A 21,805-nucleotide genomic window follows, 5' to 3' on the forward strand; every position below is an offset into this window, starting at 1 on the left:
CTGTGACCAATAATGAAATCTCCAAATTTACGAATCTGCTGCTCCATTTTATTTTTATTATTCTGTCGATCACCTGTCTGCTGCCGATTGTGCTGGTCTTCATGATCTCCATTACCGATTACGATACGATTGTCCTGAACGGGTATCAATTTTTCCCGGAGAAGCTCAGCCTTGAGGCGTATGCCTATATCTTCAAGGACTATAGCGTCATTGTAAAAGCGTACGGGGTGTCCATTTTTGTGACCGTGATCGGTACGCTGCTGAGTGTGTTTATCTCTTCGCTGTATGCATATCCGATTTCCCGGACGGACTTCAGATACCGCGGCATTTTCGCTTTTCTGATCTTTTTTACGATGCTGTTCGGCGGGGGGCTGGTGCCCTGGTACATGGTGTACACTCAGGTGCTGGATCTCAAAAATTCAGTCTGGGCGCTGATCGTCCCGATGCTGCTGTCCCCCTTCAATGTGCTGATTATGAAAACCTATTTCCAGATGTCCGTGCCGCCGGCACTGATCGAGGCTTCCAAAATTGACGGGGCCGGAGAGCTGAGGACCTTTTTCCGGATTGTTTTCCCGCTGTCCCTGCCGGTCTTTGCCACAATTGGCCTGTTTAACACGCTGCATTACTGGAACGACTGGTTCAACAGCATGATCTTCATTACCGATACCGACCTCTACTCCCTGCAGTATCTGATGTACAAAATGATCTCCCAGGCGGACTATCTGAGCCGCAACGGCGCTCTGATCCAGGGCTCGGCCACTGAGCTGGCTAAACTGCCGGGCGAAACCATCCGCATGGCGATGGCCCTGATCGGGATCGGCCCGATTGTGCTGGCATATCCGTTCTTCCAGCGTTATTTTATCAAAGGCTTAACGCTCGGCTCTATTAAAGGCTAACCTCGGCTGACACCGAATAGCATATATTTTTCGAGTAAGAGGGAGGAAGAGAGTTATGGTAATTAAAAAAGGCACGGGTCTGATGCTATCGCTTGTTCTGATGGCCGGCTTGGCATTAAGCGGGTGCGGAGGCAATACCAGCAATACCGGGACTGCAGTCCCTGAGACGACTGAAGCCGGCACTGCCGCGCCGGCCGCCACCGTTACCGCCACCGAAAAAACAAATGAGCTGGAACCGGTGGAGCTGTCCCTGTATTTACCCGGCGGGCCGGATAAGGATGTAGCCTCCGTGGAACAGGAGATCAACGCTTATTTAAAGGATAAAATCAACGCCACCATCAAAATCAATCAGCTGAGCTGGGATAAACCGGCCGACAAAGTCAATCTGATGATCCAGTCGGGCGAAGTGTTCGACATGGTCTATACGTGGAACTTCATGACTAATGCCGCGAAGGGTGCGTATGCGCCGCTAGAGGAGCTGATCGATCAATACGCCAAAGAAACCAAGGCACAGATTAACCCCGCCTATCTGCAGGCTGCAACCGTAAACGGACATTTGTATGCGGTTCCAACGGAAAAAGAGCTCGGCCAGTCCGTCGGTTTTGCCTTTGATCAGGCAATCGTCGACAAATACGGCTTTGATGTGAACAGCATTACGAAGCTGGAAGATATTGAACCGATGCTGAAGGTTATTAAGGAGAAAGAGCCGGGCATCTCGCCGCTGTTCATGAACCATACAGACAGCCTGCACTGGTTCACAGCCTATCCGGAGAGCGAGGACCTCGATGGAAGCAATGAAATTCCGACCCTGCTGAATTACAAGACGATGAAGGTGTTCAACGAATACGATACTCCGGAGATTCTGGAACGGCTCAAGCTGATCCGCAAATGGTATGAAGCCGGCTATATCAATAAGAACGGGGCCACTGACAAGACAGAGCTGAAGGACGCTGTAAAAAGCGGCAAGGCCTGGTTCGTCTACGGGAATATGAACCCGACTTCCACCAACGACTGGACGCGTCTCGCCGAGAAGCCGATGATTATCAAAACGCTGCTGCCGGTACAAGTAGGGACCAAGAGCCTGCAGGGCTCGATGCTGGCGATCTCCAGAACCTCGAAGAATCCGGAGCGGGCGATGATGTTCATCAACCTGATTCACACTGATCCTGTGCTGTATAACCTGCTCACCTTCGGTATCGAAGGCAAGCACTATAAGAAGCTGGATGCGGGCACTGTTGAGTTCATTCCCGACAGCGGTTATAATTCCGTCTCGTCCTGGATGATCGGGAATGTGCTGCTTAACTATCTGAATAAGGATGAAGATCCGAAACGGGTGCAGCTGTACAAAGACTGGAACGCCAACTCCACCATTTCGCCGGTGATCGGATTCGTCTTTGATTCCACGAAGGTGCAGTCTCAGATCGGGGCGCTGATCAATATTACCAAGCAGTATAAGAATACTTTGTATTCCGGGGAAAAAGATCCGGAGCCGATCCTGAAGGAAATGAACAGCAAGCTGAAAGCAGCCGGACTGGATGCAGTGATTAATGAGCTTCAGACGCAAATGGATGCATTTCTGGCCGCCAAATAAGGTATTGAAGCAGTAGCAGACCCGGTTACCGGCAAGCATCGCCCCATTCAGCCGCTTGTCCGGTTACCGGGTATTCATATTCGCCGAGCCAGCATTTGGGGTGCCCTAATCTTACTTTATAGAAGAGGGTGTTTAATGTGCGAATTCAAAAAGGTACAGCTAAACTGCTGATCCTGTTGTTAGTATGGACGATGTTTATAACGCCGGGCGGACCGGATGTAAAAGCGGCTTCACCCTTCACTGCAGCTGCACTGGATATACAGCAGACGGCTAAGCCGGAAGGGCTGGTTTCAGGCCTGGCTTCGGTAAGTGCCGCCACCTATGAGCCGCCGGCAACCTTATTGTGGCAGGTTGGAGACCAGGATAACAGCTCTGCGGAGTTTACCGTGTATAACAACGTCTACAGCAATGTTTATGAAAACGTATACAGTGAAAATCTTACTCTCCCCGTATCCCCCGCAATATGGAACACCATTTCAAAGGGCATGAAGGCTGACGCCAACGGCACGATGCGGCTTACGTATCAGCTGGCGGAGATCCCTGAATACGGAATCCAATTCAGCTTGAAGGTAATTGATGCAAGCACGGCCATTCCTCAGCTTGCTGTCTTTTCTAATGGACTAATGAGCGGACTGATTCAAATTACCGGTATCAATAATGGTGAAACAGCTCTGGTAATTACCTGGAAGCAGACCTATAAGCTCTATATCCCCAAGGAACAGCTGCAGACGGGTGAGAATGTGCTAACACTGGCTGTCGACCGCGGCCTTTACGCAGACCCGCAGGCTCCCGGTTATAACGGGGATCAGTATTTATGGTTTGAATGGGATTATTTCAGGCTGGATGCTCTTAATGCGCCGGCTGCTGAACCCATTCATGGCCGGTACATTCATTTGGGCAGTACGCTGGCCGCCGCCACTTTCAAATACGACGAGAACGCAATCCGTCATCTGGCCCCGATGACCAAGTGGATGGGCATCGCCTACAGCGGCAACTGGATGCGGGCTTCTTTCTGGTCGGATACCAGCAGCGGCTGGGACCCGCAGGGGCGTAATTACCTGGCGACGCTGCGTGATCTCAATCTGGAGCCGATGCTGAATATCGTCGGCGGTAACTGGAAGAGCAATACAGAGCTGGCCGCCGGCACAATACCGGCGGCACTGCGCAGCTATTACGCTGCATTTGTGACCAAGTTCGGCGATTTGTATCAATATGCCGAGACGGGCAATGAGCCGGGGCTGTTCGGCTGGGCGCAGCAGGCCGTGGTGGCTACCCACGGGCTGATGGATGAGGAGCGGCAGACTAACAGCCAGCCGTACCTTAAGATCGTTGCCCCGGGCTGGGCGTATTGGCCTTACAACGGGACCCCGGACGGCTGGGAACGGGATGCGGAGCAGCGCCGGGAGATTGAAGAGTTGTCTGATCTGACCAACGGTCACAGCTACGGCGGCACGGGCGTGCAGCCGCTGCCGGGTGCCAGCCTGTATGAGAATCTGCGTGTCTACAATGAATCGGATGAAGGGTTCGGCAAGGAAATGGCGATGAGCGAGACCGGTGCCAATGACAATCATTCCGACAATACTAAATATGGCACGTATGCCTACAGGTTTGCCTCGGCTTTTGACCGGGAGATGCGCGGCGATATCGGCTATGCGGACCATATTATGCAGCATGCGGCCTTCTTCAATGATGGTACTGAATTCGGGCTGTTCGACTCCGGCATTAACTGGAGCACCCACCGGGCTGAGGATACTGTGGCCGTGGCTGCAAATCCGAATGAGGGAGGGGAGACCCGGCTGAAGACCTTCCGCAGACTGGCTGCAGCGTACGCGACGCACGGAAGCCCGCTCCGCTACGAAGTGGTGAATGATACTGCCCTGACCGGCAAAAAAGCCTACTTCCGCGCAGTCGACACCTCGGGACTCGGCACCTCAACCATTGGAGCCTCGGCGGATAAAATTCTGCTGAACTTCGTGAACTTTGAGAAGGAGCCGCTGACGATGCAGGTGAAGGTAACCATGCCGGACAGCGGAGCCTATACCGGAGAAATATTCGGGGCCGGCAACAGCTATGCTGCCGCACATTCCACCGTGCAGCTTACAGCAACGCCGGATATTACGCTAAGCGTGAGTCTGGGGGCCGGCGAAACCGTGCAGTACCTCCTGGATGAACTGGAGACGACCGCTCCTGCAGCTCCAACCGGCGCTGCGGCGGCGGCGGTAAGCCATGAGCAGATCAGAGTGAGCTGGAACGCTGCGACCGATAATGACACGGTGGCGGGCTACCGGGTGTTCCGCAGCGGAGGAACCGAGCCGTTGATGACTATACCTGGACGGATCACCTTTTTCGATGATTACAGCGTTGCTCCACAGACGGCATACAGCTATACGGTGCAGGCAGTAGATGATTCCGGCAATATGTCTGCCCTGACGACTGCCGTGTCCGCGGCGACTCCGGCTATGCCGGTCACACCGCACGTGGCAGGGGACGCTACGAAATTTGAAGCAGAGGCTGCTGCATTTGCCCTGCCATTAAAAACAGGCAATAACAACAGTGCTTCCGGTAAAAAGGTTGTAGAGCAGACCCATGCCGGTCCAATCTCGATCCAGGGCTTCTATTCGGCTTCAGGCGGCAGCTATACCCTAACTATTGCATACGCTTCCAATCAGGAATCGAAGAAAAATATTTTTGTCAACGGACAGAAGCTGTCTACCGTTACGCTGCCGACAACAGGCAGCTGGACGGCTAATTTCACCGCCAGACAGTATGCAATTACGCTTCAGCCGGGCTATAACACCATTACCTTTACTTCAGGCGGCAACGGGGCTAATCTTGACTATTTCAGGCTGGAGGAAGGGGCTTTTGTTCCGGTATCCGCCTGGTATACGGTAGCGCATGACAATGCTTATATCGACTATAGCGGATTTGAGCCGGCTCCGAACGGCGTGTCTCATGTAACTTACTCGCCGGATGCCTCGGCGGTGCTGAATTTTAACGGCATCGGCGTCCGCTGGAGATCGGATATTAAGAGCGATATGGGCAGCGCGGAGGTCTATGTGGACGGCCAGCTGAAGACAACCGTGGTGATTCCGCAGGCCGGACTTGAAGGCGACAACAAAGCTGTCTACGAGCTAACCGGGCTGGATTACGGGCTGCACCGGATTGAGGTGATTGCGGCAGAGGGGAAGGTCATGGTCAGCAGCTTCCAGTTCGAGGGCTATGAAGCCACACTGCCCGTGCCGGGCCCGGACCTGACTGTTACCGGCATCGGCTGGAATATCGTGAACAGCGACGGCTCGCCTTCAAGCCATACGGTGCCGCAGCTGGGAGACTCCTTAATCTTCTGGGCCAAGGTTAAAAATATCGGTGTACGCCCGACCCCGCTTAACCCCTCTACCGGTCTAGGGCAGATTACGGGCGGTGCGTTCTCGGTCAATGGCGGGGTCGTCTCCTGGACGGATACGAACAACAGCGTTATCCAGCCGGGGGAAGAAATTACACTGACTGCAAACAGCAGTGCCCAGGGAACCCCGCGCTGGACCGTTCCGGCGACCGGAGACTTCACAGTCCAATTCTTTGTCAATGATATCTGGCGATATGGGGAAATGAATAAGGAGAACAATAAATTGTCCGGTATATTGCATATCAGCCTGCCGTGACGGGTGAGTACCTTTATAGAATTTTGAAATTACCGGGAGGAATTGTAATCATGCGGAGGCCGTTAACGAAGGATGCGCAGGCTTGGGTGGAGCGGACCTTACAATCCATGAGCGTGCGGGAAAAAATCGGGCAGACGATGCAGGATCATGCCGGAAGGCTGCCGTTCAAGGCCACAGATGAGGAAGAGGTCAGAGCATACCTGGAGAAATATCCGGTGGGAAGCTTCTTTATCGGCGGAGAGGTGATTCAGAAGGCAGCGGGCAAGGCCGGAGAATACCGGGAATGGGTAGAGCTGCTGCAAAGGATCAGTAAATATCCGCTGCTGTTTTCGGGTGATCTGGAATTCGGTGCAGGCTCGGCGGTCAAAAGCTTAACGGCATTCCCCCCGCTGCTTGCGCTCGCTGCAGCCGATGATGAGGCTCTGGCTTACGAGTACGGTAAATATACGGCGATTGAGGGCCGTGCGGCCGGGTTCACCTGGGCGCTGGCGCCGGGGACCGATCTGCTGCTGAACTGGATGAATCCGGTGATTACGACCCGCTGTCTGGGCGACGATCCGGGTCGGGTACTGCGTCTGTCCTCCGCAGTGGTGCAGGGGATGCAGGATCATGGAATCGCCGCCTGTGCCAAGCATTTTCCGGGAGACGGGGTGGATTACCGGGACCAGCATATCATTACCACCATTAATAGCCTGCCGGAGGAGGAATGGTGGTCTGCCTATGGCAAGATCTCGCAGCATTTGATTGATCAAGGGCTTATGTCGTATATGACAGGACATATTGCCCTTCATTGGTTGGAAGGGACGGCGGTAAAGGGCGGTAAGCCGGTTCCGGCAACCGTATCGCAGCGTATTACTGCCGGTCTGCTGCGCGGGCGGATGGGCTTCGGTGGCGTGGTGCTGTCCGACGCGCTGGATATGGGGGGCTTCTTGGCCTGGGGAGATTATGAGCAGCGGATTGCAGACTGCTTCAACTGCGGTACCGATGTGCTGCTGTGGCCGGGGGTGCGGTATTTTGACACAATGGAGCTGGCACTCTCCCGGGGTACGGTATCGATGGAAAGGCTCGACTCCAGCGTACGGCGGATTCTGGAGATGAAGGCGGAGCTTGGGCTGCAGCATATGGATGAGCAAGGCCGTGATCCCCATGCCGCCCCGCTGCTGATGGATCAATTATTGCCAGACCTGAACCTCCGCGCCAGAGAGCTGAGCAGACAGCTTGCCGCGAAATGCATCACCCTTGTCCGCAACCGGGCGGGCCTGCTGCCGCTGAATCCGGAGAAGACCCGCAAGGTGCTGGTGATCATGCTGAACAAAGTAACACAGGGAAGGGTTTTTGAGCGGATGGGGCTGTTCGTGGAGCTGCTGAAATCACGGGGGCTGCAGGTCGATATTCTGGATGAATTCGAGCCGCTGAATACGCTGCAGAAATGGGAACAGTCCGGAATCCGCTGGGATGCTGCCTTCGTGCCGTATTTCATGCCGCTGCACGGCATGATGAATTCAGCCCGTCCGGTAGGGGAGGCAGCCAAAGCAATCTGGGCGCTGCAGCATGCGGAGACAATCAGCCCGATCGGCATTTCTTTTGCCACACCTTTTCTGCTGAAGGATATGCCGTTTCTGGATACACTCGTCAATGCGTATTCGCTTCACGAGGATACGGTGGAGTTCACGGTCAAGGCCTTGTTTGGTGAAGCTCTTTTTCAGGGACATTCTCCTGTTGAGGCTGATCCTGAGGAGAATGATCTGTATCAGGAGGTGCGGAGGCATGTTCCACACTAAGCTTTTGCTGGAGTCGCAATTGGAGCAGGTGTTTGAGTATATGACAGCTGAACGGCATGCCGGCAATTGGGGGATGGACATCAGCCACTGGGACTGGGTGCCGGGAGTTGGCGTGATCTCAATTCTAGATTACGGCCTGGCTGCGGGAGAGGACAAGGCGGTCCATTATGTGCAGGAGTGGGTGGAGCGGAACAGGCGGCAGGCCGGGGAAATCAGGGTGATCAACTCCATGGCCCCCTATGCGGTATTTCCCGGGCTATACCGGCGGACACAGGACAGCTGGTTCCTGCTTAAGGCAGAGGAAATTGCCGGCTGGATGCTGAAGACTGCCCCCAGAACCCGGGAGGGGGCACTGGAGCATACCGTGACTGAAGCGGCTGATTTCCCGGAGCAGGTATGGGCGGATACGGTTTATATGGCAGTGCTGTTCCTGGCACGGCTGGCGGGACTGAACGGAGAGAGAAGAATGGCCGAGGCGGCGCTGGAACAGACACTGCTGCATCTGCGCCTGCTCCAGGACGGGCAGACAGGGCTGCTGTTCCACGGCTGGAATTGCCGGGAAGGTTGCCATATGTCCGCTGTTCGCTGGGCGCGTGCCAACGCCTGGATTACGCTCGCCGTTCCGCAGATTGCAGCAGAGATCAAGGGAATCACCGGCATTCCTGACGAGCTTCACATCCGGTATAACCAGCTTGCCGCAGCCCTGCGTGCCTGCCAGGCGGAGGACGGATTGTGGCATACGGTACTGAACAGGCCGGATTATTACAAGGAGACCTCGGGCAGTGCGGGCATAGCCTGCGGCTTCATCCGGGGAGTAAGCAGCGGGCTGCTGGACGCTTCATATCTTGCCAGTGCGGAGCAGGCGCTTGCCGGTATTCTTCCGCTCATCACGAATGACGGTGAGGTGCAGGGCGTATCAGGCGGTACCCCGGTGATGCCGTCGGTGGAAGACTATGGCGGAATCGCCGTCTATCCCACGCTGTACGGCCAGGGGCTGGTGATGCAGCTGCTGGCCCAGACGCTGGCCCTTCCGGGCATGGCAACCGGGGATACCCCACCCAAAGAAAGGCAGGGAGATAAGCTTGAATAAAGCAGCAGGTTATGCCGGGGAAGGAATGGATCAGCGTGAGATGCTGATCCGCAAACTGCAGAGTCTGGAAGACCGCTATAATCCGGAGCTTGCCATGCTGCGCTCGCCGTTCAGCAGTCCGGGTTACCATACTAGCTTGAAGCAGGCGGAGTTTATCCATTCCACGCGGGATTCGCTGTCATATGCGCTGGGGCTGCTTGATACGGAGCTGAAGGAATGGGAGCAGCGGGCTTTTGATATTATCCGGCAGGTGATTTCGCTGCAGGAGACCGACCGGAGCCTAAATACCTTCGGTATCTGGTCCTGGTTCTACGAGGAGCCGCTTGCCAGAATGGCGCCGCCAGACTGGAACTGGGCCGATTTTTGCGGCAGCCGGCTGATACAGGCTTTGGCACGTCACGGATACCGCTTCCCGGAGGAGCTGCGGGAGGCGGTGATCCTTGCGGTGGATTATGCCTGCGAGGCAATCATCAAGCGGAATGTAGGCCCGGATTACACCAATATTGCAATTCTGGGTGCTTTTGTCACCCGGATTGCCGGTGAGCAGCTTGGCCGGGAGGATTATGCGGAATACGGGCTAAAGCGGCTGAGGAAGCTGTATGCCTACACGATGGAGCGGGGGGCTTTTCAGGAATTTAACAGTCCGGTCTATACGTACATTGCCATTCTGGAGCTGTCGAAGCTGCGCAGCGAATCGGAGGACAGTACCGTGAAGGAGCTGTGTGAGGAGCTGATCCAGCTGACCTGGAAGACGGTGGCCGGCTATTATCATCCGGGAACCCGGCAGTGGTCCGGCCCCCATTCCCGTTCCTACCAGACACTGCTAAGCCGGCAGAGCAAGGCGTTCCTGCAAATGGCGACCAGGGGGGAAGTGATGTTTTTTCCATGGGATGAGCTCCCCTATGAGGAGGAATGGTACGGCAGCGGCTTTTATTGTCCCGCCGCCTGTCTGGAGAACTTCACTGTACCGGGTACCCGGGAGGTGAAACAGCTGTACGAAGGAAACGCCGGTGACAGCAGCGGGAGATGGGCAGTGACCTTTATGACACCGCAGCTCAGCATCGGTTCGTTTACAAGCAGTGAGTTGTGGGATCAGAGAAGGCCGATGCTGGCTTACGTTAACAATAACGGTGCTCCGGCCTATATCCGGCTGCGCTGCCTGCATGACGGCTATGATTACTGCTCGGCCCGGATGAAGAGCAGCCAGAATCGCGGGGATCTCCTGCTGGGGATTGATTTTCTGACCGACGGCGGGGATACCCATCCCAATCTGGACCGGATCAGCGGAGCCATTGAAGCTGAGGACCTGCGGCTGCGCGTGGAGATCGGCGGCTGTCTGGACGGCATCACTGCCCGGCTTACAGATGAAGGAGCTGTATTCCGGATCGGTGAAACCGGCTTCTGCCTGACGACATGGCTTGCGGTATTTGCCGGACAGCCGGAGACAGGACGGAGCTTACGCTGGCAGATAGAGCGGACAGCGGACAGCATGCATCTGGATATGCTTCTGTACTCAGGCCCGCGAACGGTTATTGATTTCGCCAGCCTGCGGCAGGCGGCTTTTGTGTTCTCGCTCATCGCAGGTGAGGACAGAGCGGGCCGCAGCCCGCGAATGGAGGCGGCCGGTGAAGGCTGGCTGGCTGTGAGCAGAGGCGCTGCATCCGGCGGGGGCTTCTCCCTGCGGCTGCGTCCCGGTCCGGCTGCGGACGGTAATTCCTGAACATGGAAAAGGAGCAGCGCCCAAGGTTCTCCCTTGGAACGCCGCTCCTTTTTAACGCAGGATACTTATTGTGAAAGCTCTGTAAAATCACCGCGGAACCGTTCATAGTCAGCCGCTCTGCACTCCAGCACCAGCCTCGTCCCCTGCTCTTCATAGCTTACTTCCTGAACATGGGCATGTTCATTGAAATAGGACACAATGCTGCCGCGGTCGAACGGAACGAGAATTTCACACTGAATATAATCGTTAAACACATGTGAACGGATCAGCTCCGTCAGCTCGGTAATCCCGCTGCTCTGTTTGGCGGAAATTGTAATCGAGTCACCTTCGATAACCGGATAGGCCAAGTCAGTCCGATCCGCTTTGTTGTAAGCGTATACTGTAGGAACTCCGTCGGCACCCAGTGATTTCAGCGTCTCGGTGGTAACCGCCATATGCTGCTCATGCTGCGGGTCTGAAGCATCCACAACATGGATCAGCAGATCAGCCTCGGTTACTTCCTCCAGAGTGGAGCGGAATGCCTTGACCAGATGATGGGGCAGCTGGCTGACAAAGCCTACGGTGTCGGTTAGCAGGAAGGTTTTGTGGTCAGGCAGCTTAATGCTGCGTACCGAGGTCTCCAGCGTAGCGAATAGCATATCTTTGGCAAACACCTGCTTATTGGAGCCCGGATGGTAAGTCTCAACTACAGCATTCAGCAGGCTGGACTTGCCCGCATTCGTATAACCGACCAGACAGACTACCGGCACTTCATTCTTGTGACGCTGTCTCCGCTGGACCTGACGCCGTTCAACTTGAGCCTGCAGCTCAGCCTGCAGTGCCGTGATCCGCTCCTCAATTCTTCTGCGGTCCAGCTCCAGCTTCGTTTCGCCGGCACCTCTGTTCTTCAGGCCCGATCCGCCGCCTTGACGGCCAAGTGATTCGCGCATGCCGGTCAGCCGGGGGAGCATATACTGCAGCTGGGCAACCTCGACCTGGAGCTGTGCTTCCTTCGTTTTGGCCCGGTCAGCGAAGATGTTGAGGATCAGAATGGTCCGGTCAATGACCTGGCGGTCGAGTGAGGATTCCAGGTTACGGATTTGAGAAGGGGTCAGCTCATCGTTAAAAATAATAACGGTGTCCTCATCCTGCACCATCGCAGCCAGCTCCTGGATTTTACCTGTGCCCAGATAGTGGGAGGGGTTGATCCGGCTGGCCTTTTGGCTTAGCTCCCCTATAACGGTAATATTGCAGGCAGCGGCGAGATTGCGCAGCTCCTCCATAGAATAGGCGAAGTTTGTATCATTTTGCAGCTGAACACCAACGATTATTGCCTGTTGCTGTGTGGTTTCCATATAATCATCTACCTCCTGAAATTTGTGTGAAAATAAGCTGTAAGCGGGCGGGGCTGGGCGCCGGAAGCGGACTAAAAGGACATGGAAAAGCACAGGCGGTAATCTGCCTGTGCTTGAAATAGAGGAAATTCAGAATAGGCCGGGAGGCCGTGCAAATGGAAGCACGGCATTCAACCAGCTGCGCATTCCACAGCAGAATGAACGAAACAACCGGTTACCTGTGAAGGAGAATAGACGGTCTATTCCTCCCGTTACAGTAAGGGTGATCAATCTGCTATAGAAATGCAATTTCTAAAGGCGAAGACGGCGGATGATAAACTCCTGCACGCCTGGGTTAAGCTGTGGGCTGCCTTTAAAAATGGATAGACCTATCCTGAGACCTCTGCACATGGGCAGAACTTTAGCGCTATTCATATCTGATTAGCCGCGCAAAGTACGAATCCGGATAAAATCTATCACATTCATTTGCAACCCTCCGTTCCTAAAAGTTGAATTAAGCTTAGCATATCCGTTATTTTTTGGCAAACGGGTTACGATGATATGTTGAATCCAGAAACTTCTAAACTTGTCTGCATATTATATAGAATCTGAGGTTACTTGGAGAGGAGGAGGGGAATTGCCAGTATTAACATCAAATACATTAACGAACAGTTCTACATCAGGCCTGGGTCCTGTAAGCCAGGCTGTGGTCAAAGTGGTGAATAACGGAACAGCCAGAGCCGTAGTGTATCTGACAGGCCTGAACAATGATGCGAGCCCGGAAACGCTGTTTGCCCAAGAGCTGTTCCAGCTGGACTACCGGGAAGTGATTACCAGGACCTATAATATCACCCAGCATTACTTTCAATTCAATGCAGTCTATTCACAGGAGAATTTGCAGGTACAGATCTTCCTGATTGACAGCGCAGGGATTTACCACCCTGTAAAGCTGCGGCCAATTGAAATCAGCCGGATTACCTCGGAATTCCGCAATGATATCGCTATAACCTCCGGTGATTTCGCGGCCATCAGCTTCCGCAGAAGCGGTACCATAACGATTCCCGAAGCAGCGGCTGCTGAGCTCAGGGCAGACAGCCTGGACATTCTGGCCTCAACACCGGTCCGATATAAAATAATGGCCGGCGGAACGCTCAATGGAAGCTTTGTGAACTTTCCTACACCGACAACGCCCATTCCCGTCACTGAAACCGCGCTGCAGGTTAATTATACATGTACCTCAATAACGGGCGGAAGGGTCATTACACAGGGTCTCGGGTCGGGGATTGCCGGAGCATACCAGAATATTTCTGTAAGCCTGCTGAGCCAGCTACTGCTCTACGATCTGCAGGAAGAGCCGATAACACTTGTCATCAGCTCACTTGCCGGTGAAGACAACGTAGCGGCAACGTTTAGAATGTCGGAGCAGTGGTGAGAAAGGCAGGCTTACCCGTGCACGGAACAGCTTCAAGGAGGCTAATCCAAATCCAGTAATCCGGATATATCTTCAGAATTGTAGTTATCACTGTCTACTTTCCAGATTCCCTGATCGTTTAGGAGAATTATCGTACCTTTCAGAGCCAGCTTATCTGCGGCAGCTTCTCCAAAGCGGAGCGTACCGTTATAGGAGAGCTCAATCGATGTTTCAGCGGTATTTACTTTACTGTAGCTGATGTAGGTGATCTGGAGCCTATGCTGCTTTAAAAAAGCGATTTCGGGGGCCTGGGAATAGTCCTGGTTGTTAGCCAGAGTGTCGAAAAAGGCTGTGGTGGTGAGGCTGCGGATTTCTTTCGTTTTTGCCTGCTTCTGTAATGTAATTTCTTTCTGATTAGCCGGAAGAGTAGCTTCAAGCTCCGCTTTCTTGTAAGTATTAGCGGCATGTACCGCTTCATTTACACTGTTGTTAAAGGGCGTACCTTCCTGCCGTGAGCAGGCTGTGATTGTCAGCAATCATACAGCCATAAACACAGTTAGTATACAGTTGGCCAGGCGCATTTCAGTTCCTCATTTCCCGGGAAAAGATTTAGCGTTATTACCAGTATTATACACTTTGGAAATGAAAAAGACGGTCCGTCGTGGACCGTCTTTTTCTAAAATAATCGGACTTATGCTGTTACGTGCGCAGCTGATTCATTATCAACCCTCTGGCTTAACTGCACTTTATACAACTAAAACACCGGTTTTTTCTCTCTAATGCACGTATAACTGTATTTCGTACACTTAAAAAGCCGGAAAAGGGCTGTTTCAGTCATTTCAGACAGATTTAATTGCACAAAATACATTTATATATCCCAGGCACGACAGATAGCCATTTTTAAGTGTACAAACTACAACTATTCCGGTTTAGTGTGACGGAGTGTCACGGAGCGGGACAAAACAAAAGCAAGACAGCTTATGCAAAAGGAATCTTTTATACATCCGCAGCAGTTTCGCAAGTCCTGCAATGTAATAAAATCAGCCTACCCATTCCCGCCGGAGCGTGAACAGATCCTTCAGCGCATCATTGTTAAGCTCGGTAATCCAGTTCTCGGAGCCGGAGATGACATCGTCGCTGAGCTGCTGCTTGCTCTCCAGCATCTCGTCGATGCGCTCCTCCAGTGTGCCGAGGGAGATGAATTTATGCACCTGCACGTCCTTGGTCTGACCCATCCGGTAAGCCCGGTCCGTCGCCTGGTTCTCTACGGCCGGATTCCACCAGCGGTCGAAGTGGAACACATGATTGGCTGCCGTCAGGTTAAGGCCTACGCCGCCTGCTTTGAGCGAGAGAATGAATACATTCGGCTGATCCGGCCCGGACGGTCCGCCCTCCGGCGGAGCCGGGGTCTGAAACTGGTCAATCATACGGTCGCGGGCCTGCTTGGAGGTACTGCCGTTCAAATAGAGCACCGGCTCCTTGAGCTCCTGCTGAAGCACGGACTGGAGCATCTGGCCCATGCCGACATACTGGGTGAAAATCAGGCAGCGCTCATTCTCTTCACGCAGCTCCCGTACCATCGCCAGCAGCCGTTCCAGCTTGGATGAGCGCTCGATCAGGGAAGCTGAATCCAGAAGACCTTCCCCTGCCTCCGGGAGGGCTTCCTTTGTCAGCAGCACCGGATGATCGCAGAGCTGCTTGAGGCTGGTCAGTGCAGCAAGAATGGCACCTTTGCGCTCAATTCCTTCCAGCTTGTTCATTTTCTCCAGCAGACCGGTTACGTTCTGGTCATATAGCGCCGCCTGCTCTGCTGTGAGATTGACATAGGTTTTCATTTCGTTTTTGTCCGGCAGATCCAGCAGGATACTCGGGTCTTTCTTTTTGCGGCGCAGCATGAACGGCTTCACCAGCTTCTGGAGATCGGCTGTCCGCTCGGGATTCCGCTCCTTTTCTATCGCATTCGCGAACCGGTTCTGAAAGGACTTGGCGCTGCCGAGGTAGCCCGGTGTAATGAAATCGTAGATCGACCACAGCTCGGACAGCCGGTTCTCAATCGGCGTACCCGTCAGGGCAATCCGGTGCAGCGCCGGGAAGCTGCGCACCGCAGCAGACTGCTTGGTCCCGGCATTCTTGATATTCTGCGCCTCATCGAGACAGACGGCCGCCCAGGTAAACTGCTGGAGCAGCTCCTGATCCAGTGCAGCCGTAGCATACGAGGTCAGAACCACATCGGCCTGCGAGGCCGCGCCGTAGAAATATCCGGCGTTCAGCCGTCTGCCGCCGTAATGCAGCATGACGTTCAGGGAAGGGGCGAAGCGTTGCAGCTCTTTCTGCCAGTTGCCGAGCACCGAGGTCGGGCAGATGATCAGAGCCGGCCAGCCCGGCGGATCGGTCTGCGGCCCGCCGTCATCCGGGCCGGCCTCTTTCATGTGCAGCAGATAGGAGATCAGCTGCACGGTTTTGCCGAGGCCCATGTCGTCGGCCAGGACAGCGCCGAGGCCGAAGCGGCGGAGGAAGGCCAGCCAGGCGAAGCCCTCGTGCTGGTAGCTGCGCAGCTCTGCCTGCAGCGCCGCCGGCACAGCCGGCCGCGGCCAGTCGGCACGCTGGCCGAGCTGGCCGATCAGCTGAACCAGCTGCTCGTTCAGCTCCACCTCGAGCCGGACGCGGGCTGCCTGCTGTTCGGCCTCCTCCGCTGCGGCTTCCGCACCGCCATCCTCTTCGCCGCTGCCCAGCAGGTGCAGCTGCAAAACATCCTGGAAGGACAAGCCGCGCGACTTGTCCATCCCGGCCATGGCCCGCTGAATCTGGGCCAGCAGGGCGGGGTCAAGCGGAATCCACTTGCCCCGGAACTGCACGAGCCGCTCGCCGCGTGCGACCAGCTCGGCGAACTCCGCCTCCGAGAGGTCGGCGTCGCCGATCGAGATGCGCCAGTCGAAGTCGACCAGCGCATCCAGCCCGAACAGCGACCTGCCGCCGCCGCTGCCCTCGCCGGAGCTGACTCTGGCGCGCAGGCGCGGCTTCCGGCGGCTGGCGGCCTCCCACCACGCCGGCAGCAGCACCTGCCAGCCGGCTTCCAGCAGCAGCCGGCTGTCCTGGTTCAGGAACCGCCACGCGAGCTCGTCGCTGAGCGGTTCCCCCAGCACATCGTCCCCGTGGCCGATGTGCCCGCCGGGCAGGCTCTCGCGCAGCCGCGAGAGCCATCCGGGCGCCCGCTCGCGGACGTGGGCGTCCCACGGAGCGGGCCACTCGCCGTGCGGCTCACCGTCAGTGGTGAGCCGCAGCGGAACAAGCGCGGATTCATCGCGCTTGTCCTGCAGCAGCAGCCGGAGCCGCCAGTAAGGCGACGCCTCATCCGGCTCGAGCAGCTGCAGCGCCGGCCGGAACGGCGCGGTGTCGGCCTTCCAGCCGATCGACATCAGCCAGCTCTCCTCGTCCTGGCCGAGGGCGGCCGCGCCGTCTGCACTGAACAGCAGCGGAAATTCGCTGCGCAGGTCGCCGGCTTCGGTCTCCGTGCCGTAATAGCGCTGGAAGACCGCCGCGGAGAAAGCCGCGCCTAGGCCTGCCGCCAGGGCAGGCCGTCCGGCCAGCCCGTGCAGCGCTGCGGCCAGTCCGTCATTTCCTTCGGCCAGCTGTTCGAGAGCGTGCCCTTCCCAGTGCCACTGGAGCTGGCCCTCGCGGTAAGCGGCGAAGTCGGGTACGTACTGCTTCTCCGCCAGCAGCCCGGAAACGGCGGGAGCCAGCTCAGTCAGCAGGGCAGCATCGCCCTGCCAGCTCCAGTCCACATGCTTCAGCAGCTGCAGCTCAGCGAAGAAGGGGATAACCTGCTCGGCAGGCAGCACGACCAGATCCACCCCGTCTGCATTCTGCAGGGTTAGCTCGGTTCCATAGAAGGATTCCTCATGCCAGGCGAACAGCGTCTGCTTCAGCTGGACACCGGGAACATATTCGTTCCGGCCGTCAACGGCATAAATCAGGGCATCGCCGTACCGCGTCAAAGCGAGCTGGACAGTTATATTGTAGATAGGCTTGCTCATGGGATCAGTTTTCCTTTCCGCAGCTCTTCCTGCAGGGCGCGCAGCCTGCTGTTCCGGGAGGTGAAGGCTTCCAGATACGCCTCCCAGCGTTCGTCGCGCTTCAGTTTTTTATACAGCTTCGCTAACCGCTTGATCAGCTTGACGGCAGATTTGTAGCTGTGCCGGTTCTTCTCCAGGACAAACCGCTCCACGGCCTGGTGATAGAAAGGCAGGAGCAGCTCCGGCGCATTTTTCTCCAGCGGCTGGAGATCGCTGACGCGGAAGTCGGCAGGAGTCTTGCCGGAGGCAAGCTGGTAATCCATCCAGTCCTGGTACTTTTCGTATTGCAGCAGCAGTTCTTCATAGATTTCCCGTGAGAGGGGCAGCATGCTGGACAGGGTATCCCACATGAGCGGCTCCGTCTCCGGTACATGCCGGACTGCATCCGCCCAGTGCCGGGCGTAATCGCTCAGGTTATAGAGCCGGCTGGTCAGCAGCGGGCCCACTTCGGCAAGCCAGGCAGCGAGCCGTGACCAGTGCCCGGCTTCGCTTAGCGGGGCGAGGAAGGCCAGCAGCTCGTCGGGGTGAATGCCGGGCCGCTCGGAGGCCTTGCGGAGCAGCTCCCACGCTGCCCGGTCATCGCCCAGCAGGAAATACATCCGGGCTTCTGCCAGCAGCAGCGCCTGCCGGGAGTGCGGGGTTTCCAGCTCCCCTTCTGCCTTGCGCAGTGCCTCCAGCTCATCCGAGTACAGGGCTGTGCCGTCAGCATTAGGAACCAGCCAGCGTGTCCACAAGAGATTATAGCAGGCTGAAAAATAAGGCTGCTCCCGCGAACGTTCCCGCCCTTCAGCCAGCATTTGCCGGCGCACATAAGATACGGTATCGAGCACCCGCGGCCATTCTCCCGGCTCTGCCTCAAGCGGCAGCGGCTGCTGCATCAGCCCGGTGATGTCTGTCTGCAGCTCGGAAACGGCAATGGCTGTATAATAGCCTAGCGAATAGCCCAGACCGGTGCTGCCCGCTCCGGCCAGTGCAGGCTGCAGCAATTTGTCCAGAATAAACAGATGGGCATGCAGCTTGAACAGTCTCCCCGCAGCGGGGGAGAGCGGCGGCCGGGCTTCACCAATGGCAGTCCATATCCGGCTGACATACTGGGGGTTGCGCACCGTGTGATCCAGCGGGCCTGCAAGCAGCTGCATATACTCGTGCCACTGGGCTACGGTTGCCCCGGGAATCAGCCCGCTGAGCTTCTTCATCAGGGCGCTGCGGCTCCCCTTATCTGCCGGATCAGCCACGCCGGCCTTGGGACGGCTTGCTGTAGCCTTGGCATTGGCAAGGAGTGCTACAGACCGTCCTTGAGCATGTGCAAAGTGCATAAGCACTGCAGCCATATGCTTGCAGGGTCCGTCTACCGGGCAATCACAATAGCTGCCCGAGAAATGATCGAGACTGATATAGACATGGTATGCTTCTCTGCCCTCAACCAGTGCCCTCATCTTCCGGGGCTCACTGATCGAGAACGTCTGAACGCGGTTCTGTTTAAAATATTGAAATCCCCGTTTCAGGGTCAAATCATCGAAATAATGGGCCGCATCCGAAATGAGCTTTTCCCATTCGGCCTCATCCAGGGCATAATTTGGCTGCATCACAATCGGTCTCCTGTAAGTGAAAATGTGTTGTTCAAAATAAGAAAAAATCTGCTTCTCGCTGTTCTTTGTCTTTCTCTCAGAAACGTGTGCAGCCTCTTTAGGACGTCGTAGCCGTTTCTGCCAGCTTAGCGTTCCCCCATTATACCATCTATGCGAGAGTTGCCTGTTATCTTTCACGTACCTTTTACAGAGTGCCGATATGTGTATTTTTCAATAATAAAAGCAAATCTATGACAATTTAATTTAAATTTTTAGAAAAGACGCCGGATATGACATGCCCCATATTGCAGCACGGCTATCCATGCTACTCTAAGGTTCTGAAACTTAAGGGAACTAGCGGAAGGATGAAGCTGTAAGTATGCTGAGATTCAAACTGAAGTACCTGCTGAACAACAAACAGAACCGGCTGATTCTGTTTCTAACCATAAGTGTCTCACTCTGTATTACACTAATCGGCTTGTTCTCCTACCGGGAATACCGCCAGGCGCTTGATACGGAGCTGAACACGCCGAACGTCGAGCTGCTGCAGATTAATGTGGATGTGACGAACCGGGCGTTCCGGGAGGCGGACAACAAAGCGGTCGACCTCTCCTTTAATCCGGCTGTGCTGGCGTTCCTGTCTGCAGATGCGGATCATGCGGCGGAGGCGGCCGCGCAGCCGCAGAATGTGCTGAAGGCGCTGGTGTCGGAGCCGGACATTCATGCAATCAGCGTCATTAATTTTCAGGAACACTCCGTAGTGTCAAGCCGGTATGGCTACAGGTCCGACTGGGAGGAAGCGCCGGAGCATGACTGGAGCGGATGGCTGGAGGGAATTAAGGAGAAGCCGCTTCTAATTAAAAGAAGGCTGTACACCGGTTCCGATACACAGCTGAGCAATACGGAGCTGCTCTCCCTGGCCCGTCCGGTCGTCCGGAACGGGAACGTTACAGGGGCGGTGCTCATCGATCTTGATTACGATACGCTTTTCTCCAAGATGTACACCCATTTATCCAGCTACCAGTTTGTATACAATCTGGAGGGGGAGCTGATCTATCCCAAGATTAATCTGCCTGTGCCGCTTGAGGATATGAAGGATGTTCTGACGGAGATCGATGTAAGCCCGTTTGCCCATGTCAAAATAAAAGGCCAGGCTTATATGGCCAACCAGGCTTTCTCCAATGTCACCGGCTGGCGCCTCGTTTCGCTGGTTCCGATGGAGCAGCTGCTGAAGAATGTAACGACAGCCCGCAATATGATGCTGTCGCTGTCGCTGATCTCGATAGCTGTCGGCTGCTCTGCGATCTACTATTATAACTTCGCCGCTTTCCGGCCGCTCAAGCGGATCAACCGGCTGCTAAGCCCTGAGCAAAAAGGGGGAGGGCACGGCAATCTCTACGATCTGGAGCCCGTCATAGGCAAGCTGGTCGGCGAGTTCCGGAGCAAATCGCTGGTGGCTGACTGGAGCCTCCCGGAGCTGCGCTCCAAATTCCTCGGGGATCTGATTCTCAGGAATATGGGCAAGCAGGAGACAAAGACGAAATGGGAGCATTATTTTGCCGGCTGGCAGCAGGGGCCTTTCGAGCTGCTGGTTATTTCCATCGACCGCCATTCACAGTGGGCGGCTGCTTATACAGAGGAAGACCAGCAGCTGCTCAAGTATGCGATGAACAATATGGTATCCGAATTCTTCAGTTCATCCTGGCGGACGGTTACGGCATCACCGCGCAAGGATAGCCTGGTTCTGCTGCTTCAGTCCGCCGAAGGGGAGAATGCGCGGAGTCTGTACGAAGATACCCTGAAGCTGGTTGGCATTGTGTCCGATGTGCTGGGTATATCCGTGTCTGCCGGAATCGGTTCACAGGCAGCGCTGATTGGTCAGGCTGCCCGCTCCTATACGGAGGCGGAGGTCGCTTTATCTTACCGTCTGTACGACGGATACGGGCGTGTCCGCCTCTATTCCGGGCTGGAGAACAAGCCTGATGAGAGCAGCACAGCAGCCGATGACACCTGGCAGCAGGAGGTGCTGCAGGCCCTCAAAAGCTCAGACGCCGCTACCGGGAGCCAGCGGGTGCACAGATGGGCATCAGATGTACGCAAGAGAGGTCTTCAGCCGCAAAAAATGATCCGCATGCTGGATGATCTGCTGGAGGAAATTATCCGCATTGCCGCCGCAGGAGGACATGCTTTGCCTCCGGAGCTGGCTGACTATACCATTCACCAGGTGTCTACACTCGATTTGACGGATATTGAAGAGATGCTGTGCCGTATCATTGAGCAGATGGCGCATGCACTGGAAGTGCACCGGCAGTCCAAGGAGTATGTGCTGGTGCAACAGCTGATTACTTATATGGAGGAGCATCTGCAGCATAATATTGGCCTGCAGGATATCGCCGCCCATGTCAATCTGGGGGTCTCCTCGGTCAGCAACCTTTTCAAGGAAGAGACCGGAACGACCCTGTATGACTATTTGACCAACCTTAGAATCGGAAAAGCCTGTGAACTGCTGCAGGGCAGCAGCCTGAAGGTAGCGGAAATTGCTCAGCTTGTCGGCTATCAGAATGAGAACAGCTTTATCCGGGTCTTCCGGAAGAGCAAATCCATTACACCGGGGAAGTACCGGGAGAACAGCAAATCTTCCAATCAGTATGCAGATCTGCCAAAACCGCATGGTTCCGGCATTTCTGACGATTCAAAATAAGA

At 55.5% G+C, this 21,805-nt stretch carries 12 protein-coding genes; 8 read left to right on the forward strand and 4 right to left on the reverse strand.

Annotated elements, in window-relative coordinates:
- The first annotated feature begins 2 nt into the window (after positions 1 to 2).
- From NST84_RS01305 to NST84_RS01330, 6 genes are all read left to right on the forward strand, one after another.
- Entirely contained in the window at positions 3 to 896 is an 894-nt protein-coding gene (locus NST84_RS01305) for a carbohydrate ABC transporter permease (RefSeq protein ID WP_342563878.1), read from the forward strand.
- Positions 897 to 951: 55 nt separating this feature from the next.
- Positions 952 to 2,487, forward strand: a complete 1,536-nt coding sequence (locus NST84_RS01310; protein ID WP_342563879.1) for an ABC transporter substrate-binding protein — start codon at positions 952 to 954, stop codon at positions 2,485 to 2,487.
- A 137-nt stretch (positions 2,488 to 2,624) separates the two neighbouring features.
- Positions 2,625 to 6,146 carry a carbohydrate-binding domain-containing protein gene (locus NST84_RS01315; protein ID WP_342563880.1) on the forward strand — a complete coding sequence of 1,174 codons (3,522 nt, stop codon included), beginning with the start codon at positions 2,625 to 2,627 and terminating at the stop codon, positions 6,144 to 6,146.
- A gap of 50 nt (positions 6,147 to 6,196) precedes the next feature.
- Positions 6,197 to 7,927, forward strand: a complete 1,731-nt coding sequence (locus NST84_RS01320; RefSeq protein ID WP_342563881.1) for a glycoside hydrolase family 3 N-terminal domain-containing protein — start codon at positions 6,197 to 6,199, stop codon at positions 7,925 to 7,927.
- Entirely contained in the window at positions 7,914 to 9,017 is a 1,104-nt protein-coding gene (locus NST84_RS01325) for a glycoside hydrolase family 88 protein (protein ID WP_342563882.1), read from the forward strand. The genes NST84_RS01320 and NST84_RS01325 overlap by 14 nt, the downstream gene beginning before the upstream one ends.
- Entirely contained in the window at positions 9,010 to 10,737 is a 1,728-nt protein-coding gene (locus NST84_RS01330) for a hypothetical protein (RefSeq protein WP_342563883.1), read from the forward strand. The genes NST84_RS01325 and NST84_RS01330 overlap by 8 nt, the downstream gene beginning before the upstream one ends.
- Before the next feature lie 65 nt (positions 10,738 to 10,802).
- On the opposite strand, the gene hflX is transcribed toward NST84_RS01330, so the two are convergent.
- Positions 10,803 to 12,071 (reverse strand): GTPase HflX, encoded by a 1,269-nt coding sequence (hflX, locus tag NST84_RS01335; RefSeq protein WP_342563884.1) that lies wholly within the window; start codon positions 12,069 to 12,071, stop codon positions 10,803 to 10,805.
- Positions 12,072 to 12,687: 616 nt separating this feature from the next.
- Here hflX and NST84_RS01340 point away from each other — a divergent pair.
- Positions 12,688 to 13,482, forward strand: coding sequence for a hypothetical protein (locus tag NST84_RS01340; RefSeq protein WP_342563885.1), 795 nt, complete (start codon positions 12,688 to 12,690; stop codon positions 13,480 to 13,482).
- A 41-nt stretch (positions 13,483 to 13,523) separates the two neighbouring features.
- Here the strand turns inward: NST84_RS01340 and NST84_RS01345 are convergent, their stop codons facing one another.
- The 3 genes from NST84_RS01345 to NST84_RS01355 all read right to left on the reverse strand — a co-directional run bounded on the left by NST84_RS01345 (position 13,524) and on the right by NST84_RS01355 (position 19,120).
- Positions 13,524 to 13,997 carry a hypothetical protein gene (locus NST84_RS01345; RefSeq protein WP_342563886.1) on the reverse strand — a complete coding sequence of 158 codons (474 nt, stop codon included), beginning with the start codon at positions 13,995 to 13,997 and terminating at the stop codon, positions 13,524 to 13,526.
- A gap of 504 nt (positions 13,998 to 14,501) precedes the next feature.
- On the reverse strand, positions 14,502 to 17,495 hold the full coding sequence (locus NST84_RS01350) for a DEAD/DEAH box helicase (RefSeq protein ID WP_342563887.1): 2,994 nt from the start codon (positions 17,493 to 17,495) through the stop codon (positions 14,502 to 14,504).
- Positions 17,492 to 19,120: an SWIM zinc finger family protein gene (locus tag NST84_RS01355; protein ID WP_342566317.1), complete on the reverse strand. Its 1,629-nt coding sequence runs from the start codon at positions 19,118 to 19,120 to the stop codon at positions 17,492 to 17,494. The genes NST84_RS01350 and NST84_RS01355 overlap by 4 nt, the downstream gene beginning before the upstream one ends.
- A gap of 361 nt (positions 19,121 to 19,481) precedes the next feature.
- Between NST84_RS01355 and NST84_RS01360 the strand changes: the two genes are divergently transcribed.
- On the forward strand, positions 19,482 to 21,803 hold the full coding sequence (locus NST84_RS01360) for a helix-turn-helix domain-containing protein (RefSeq protein WP_342563888.1): 2,322 nt from the start codon (positions 19,482 to 19,484) through the stop codon (positions 21,801 to 21,803).
- Positions 21,804 to 21,805: the final 2 nt, after the last annotated feature.

This window comes from Paenibacillus sp. FSL R7-0345 (assembly GCF_038595055.1).
GTDB lineage: Bacteria > Bacillota > Bacilli > Paenibacillales > Paenibacillaceae > Paenibacillus_AQ.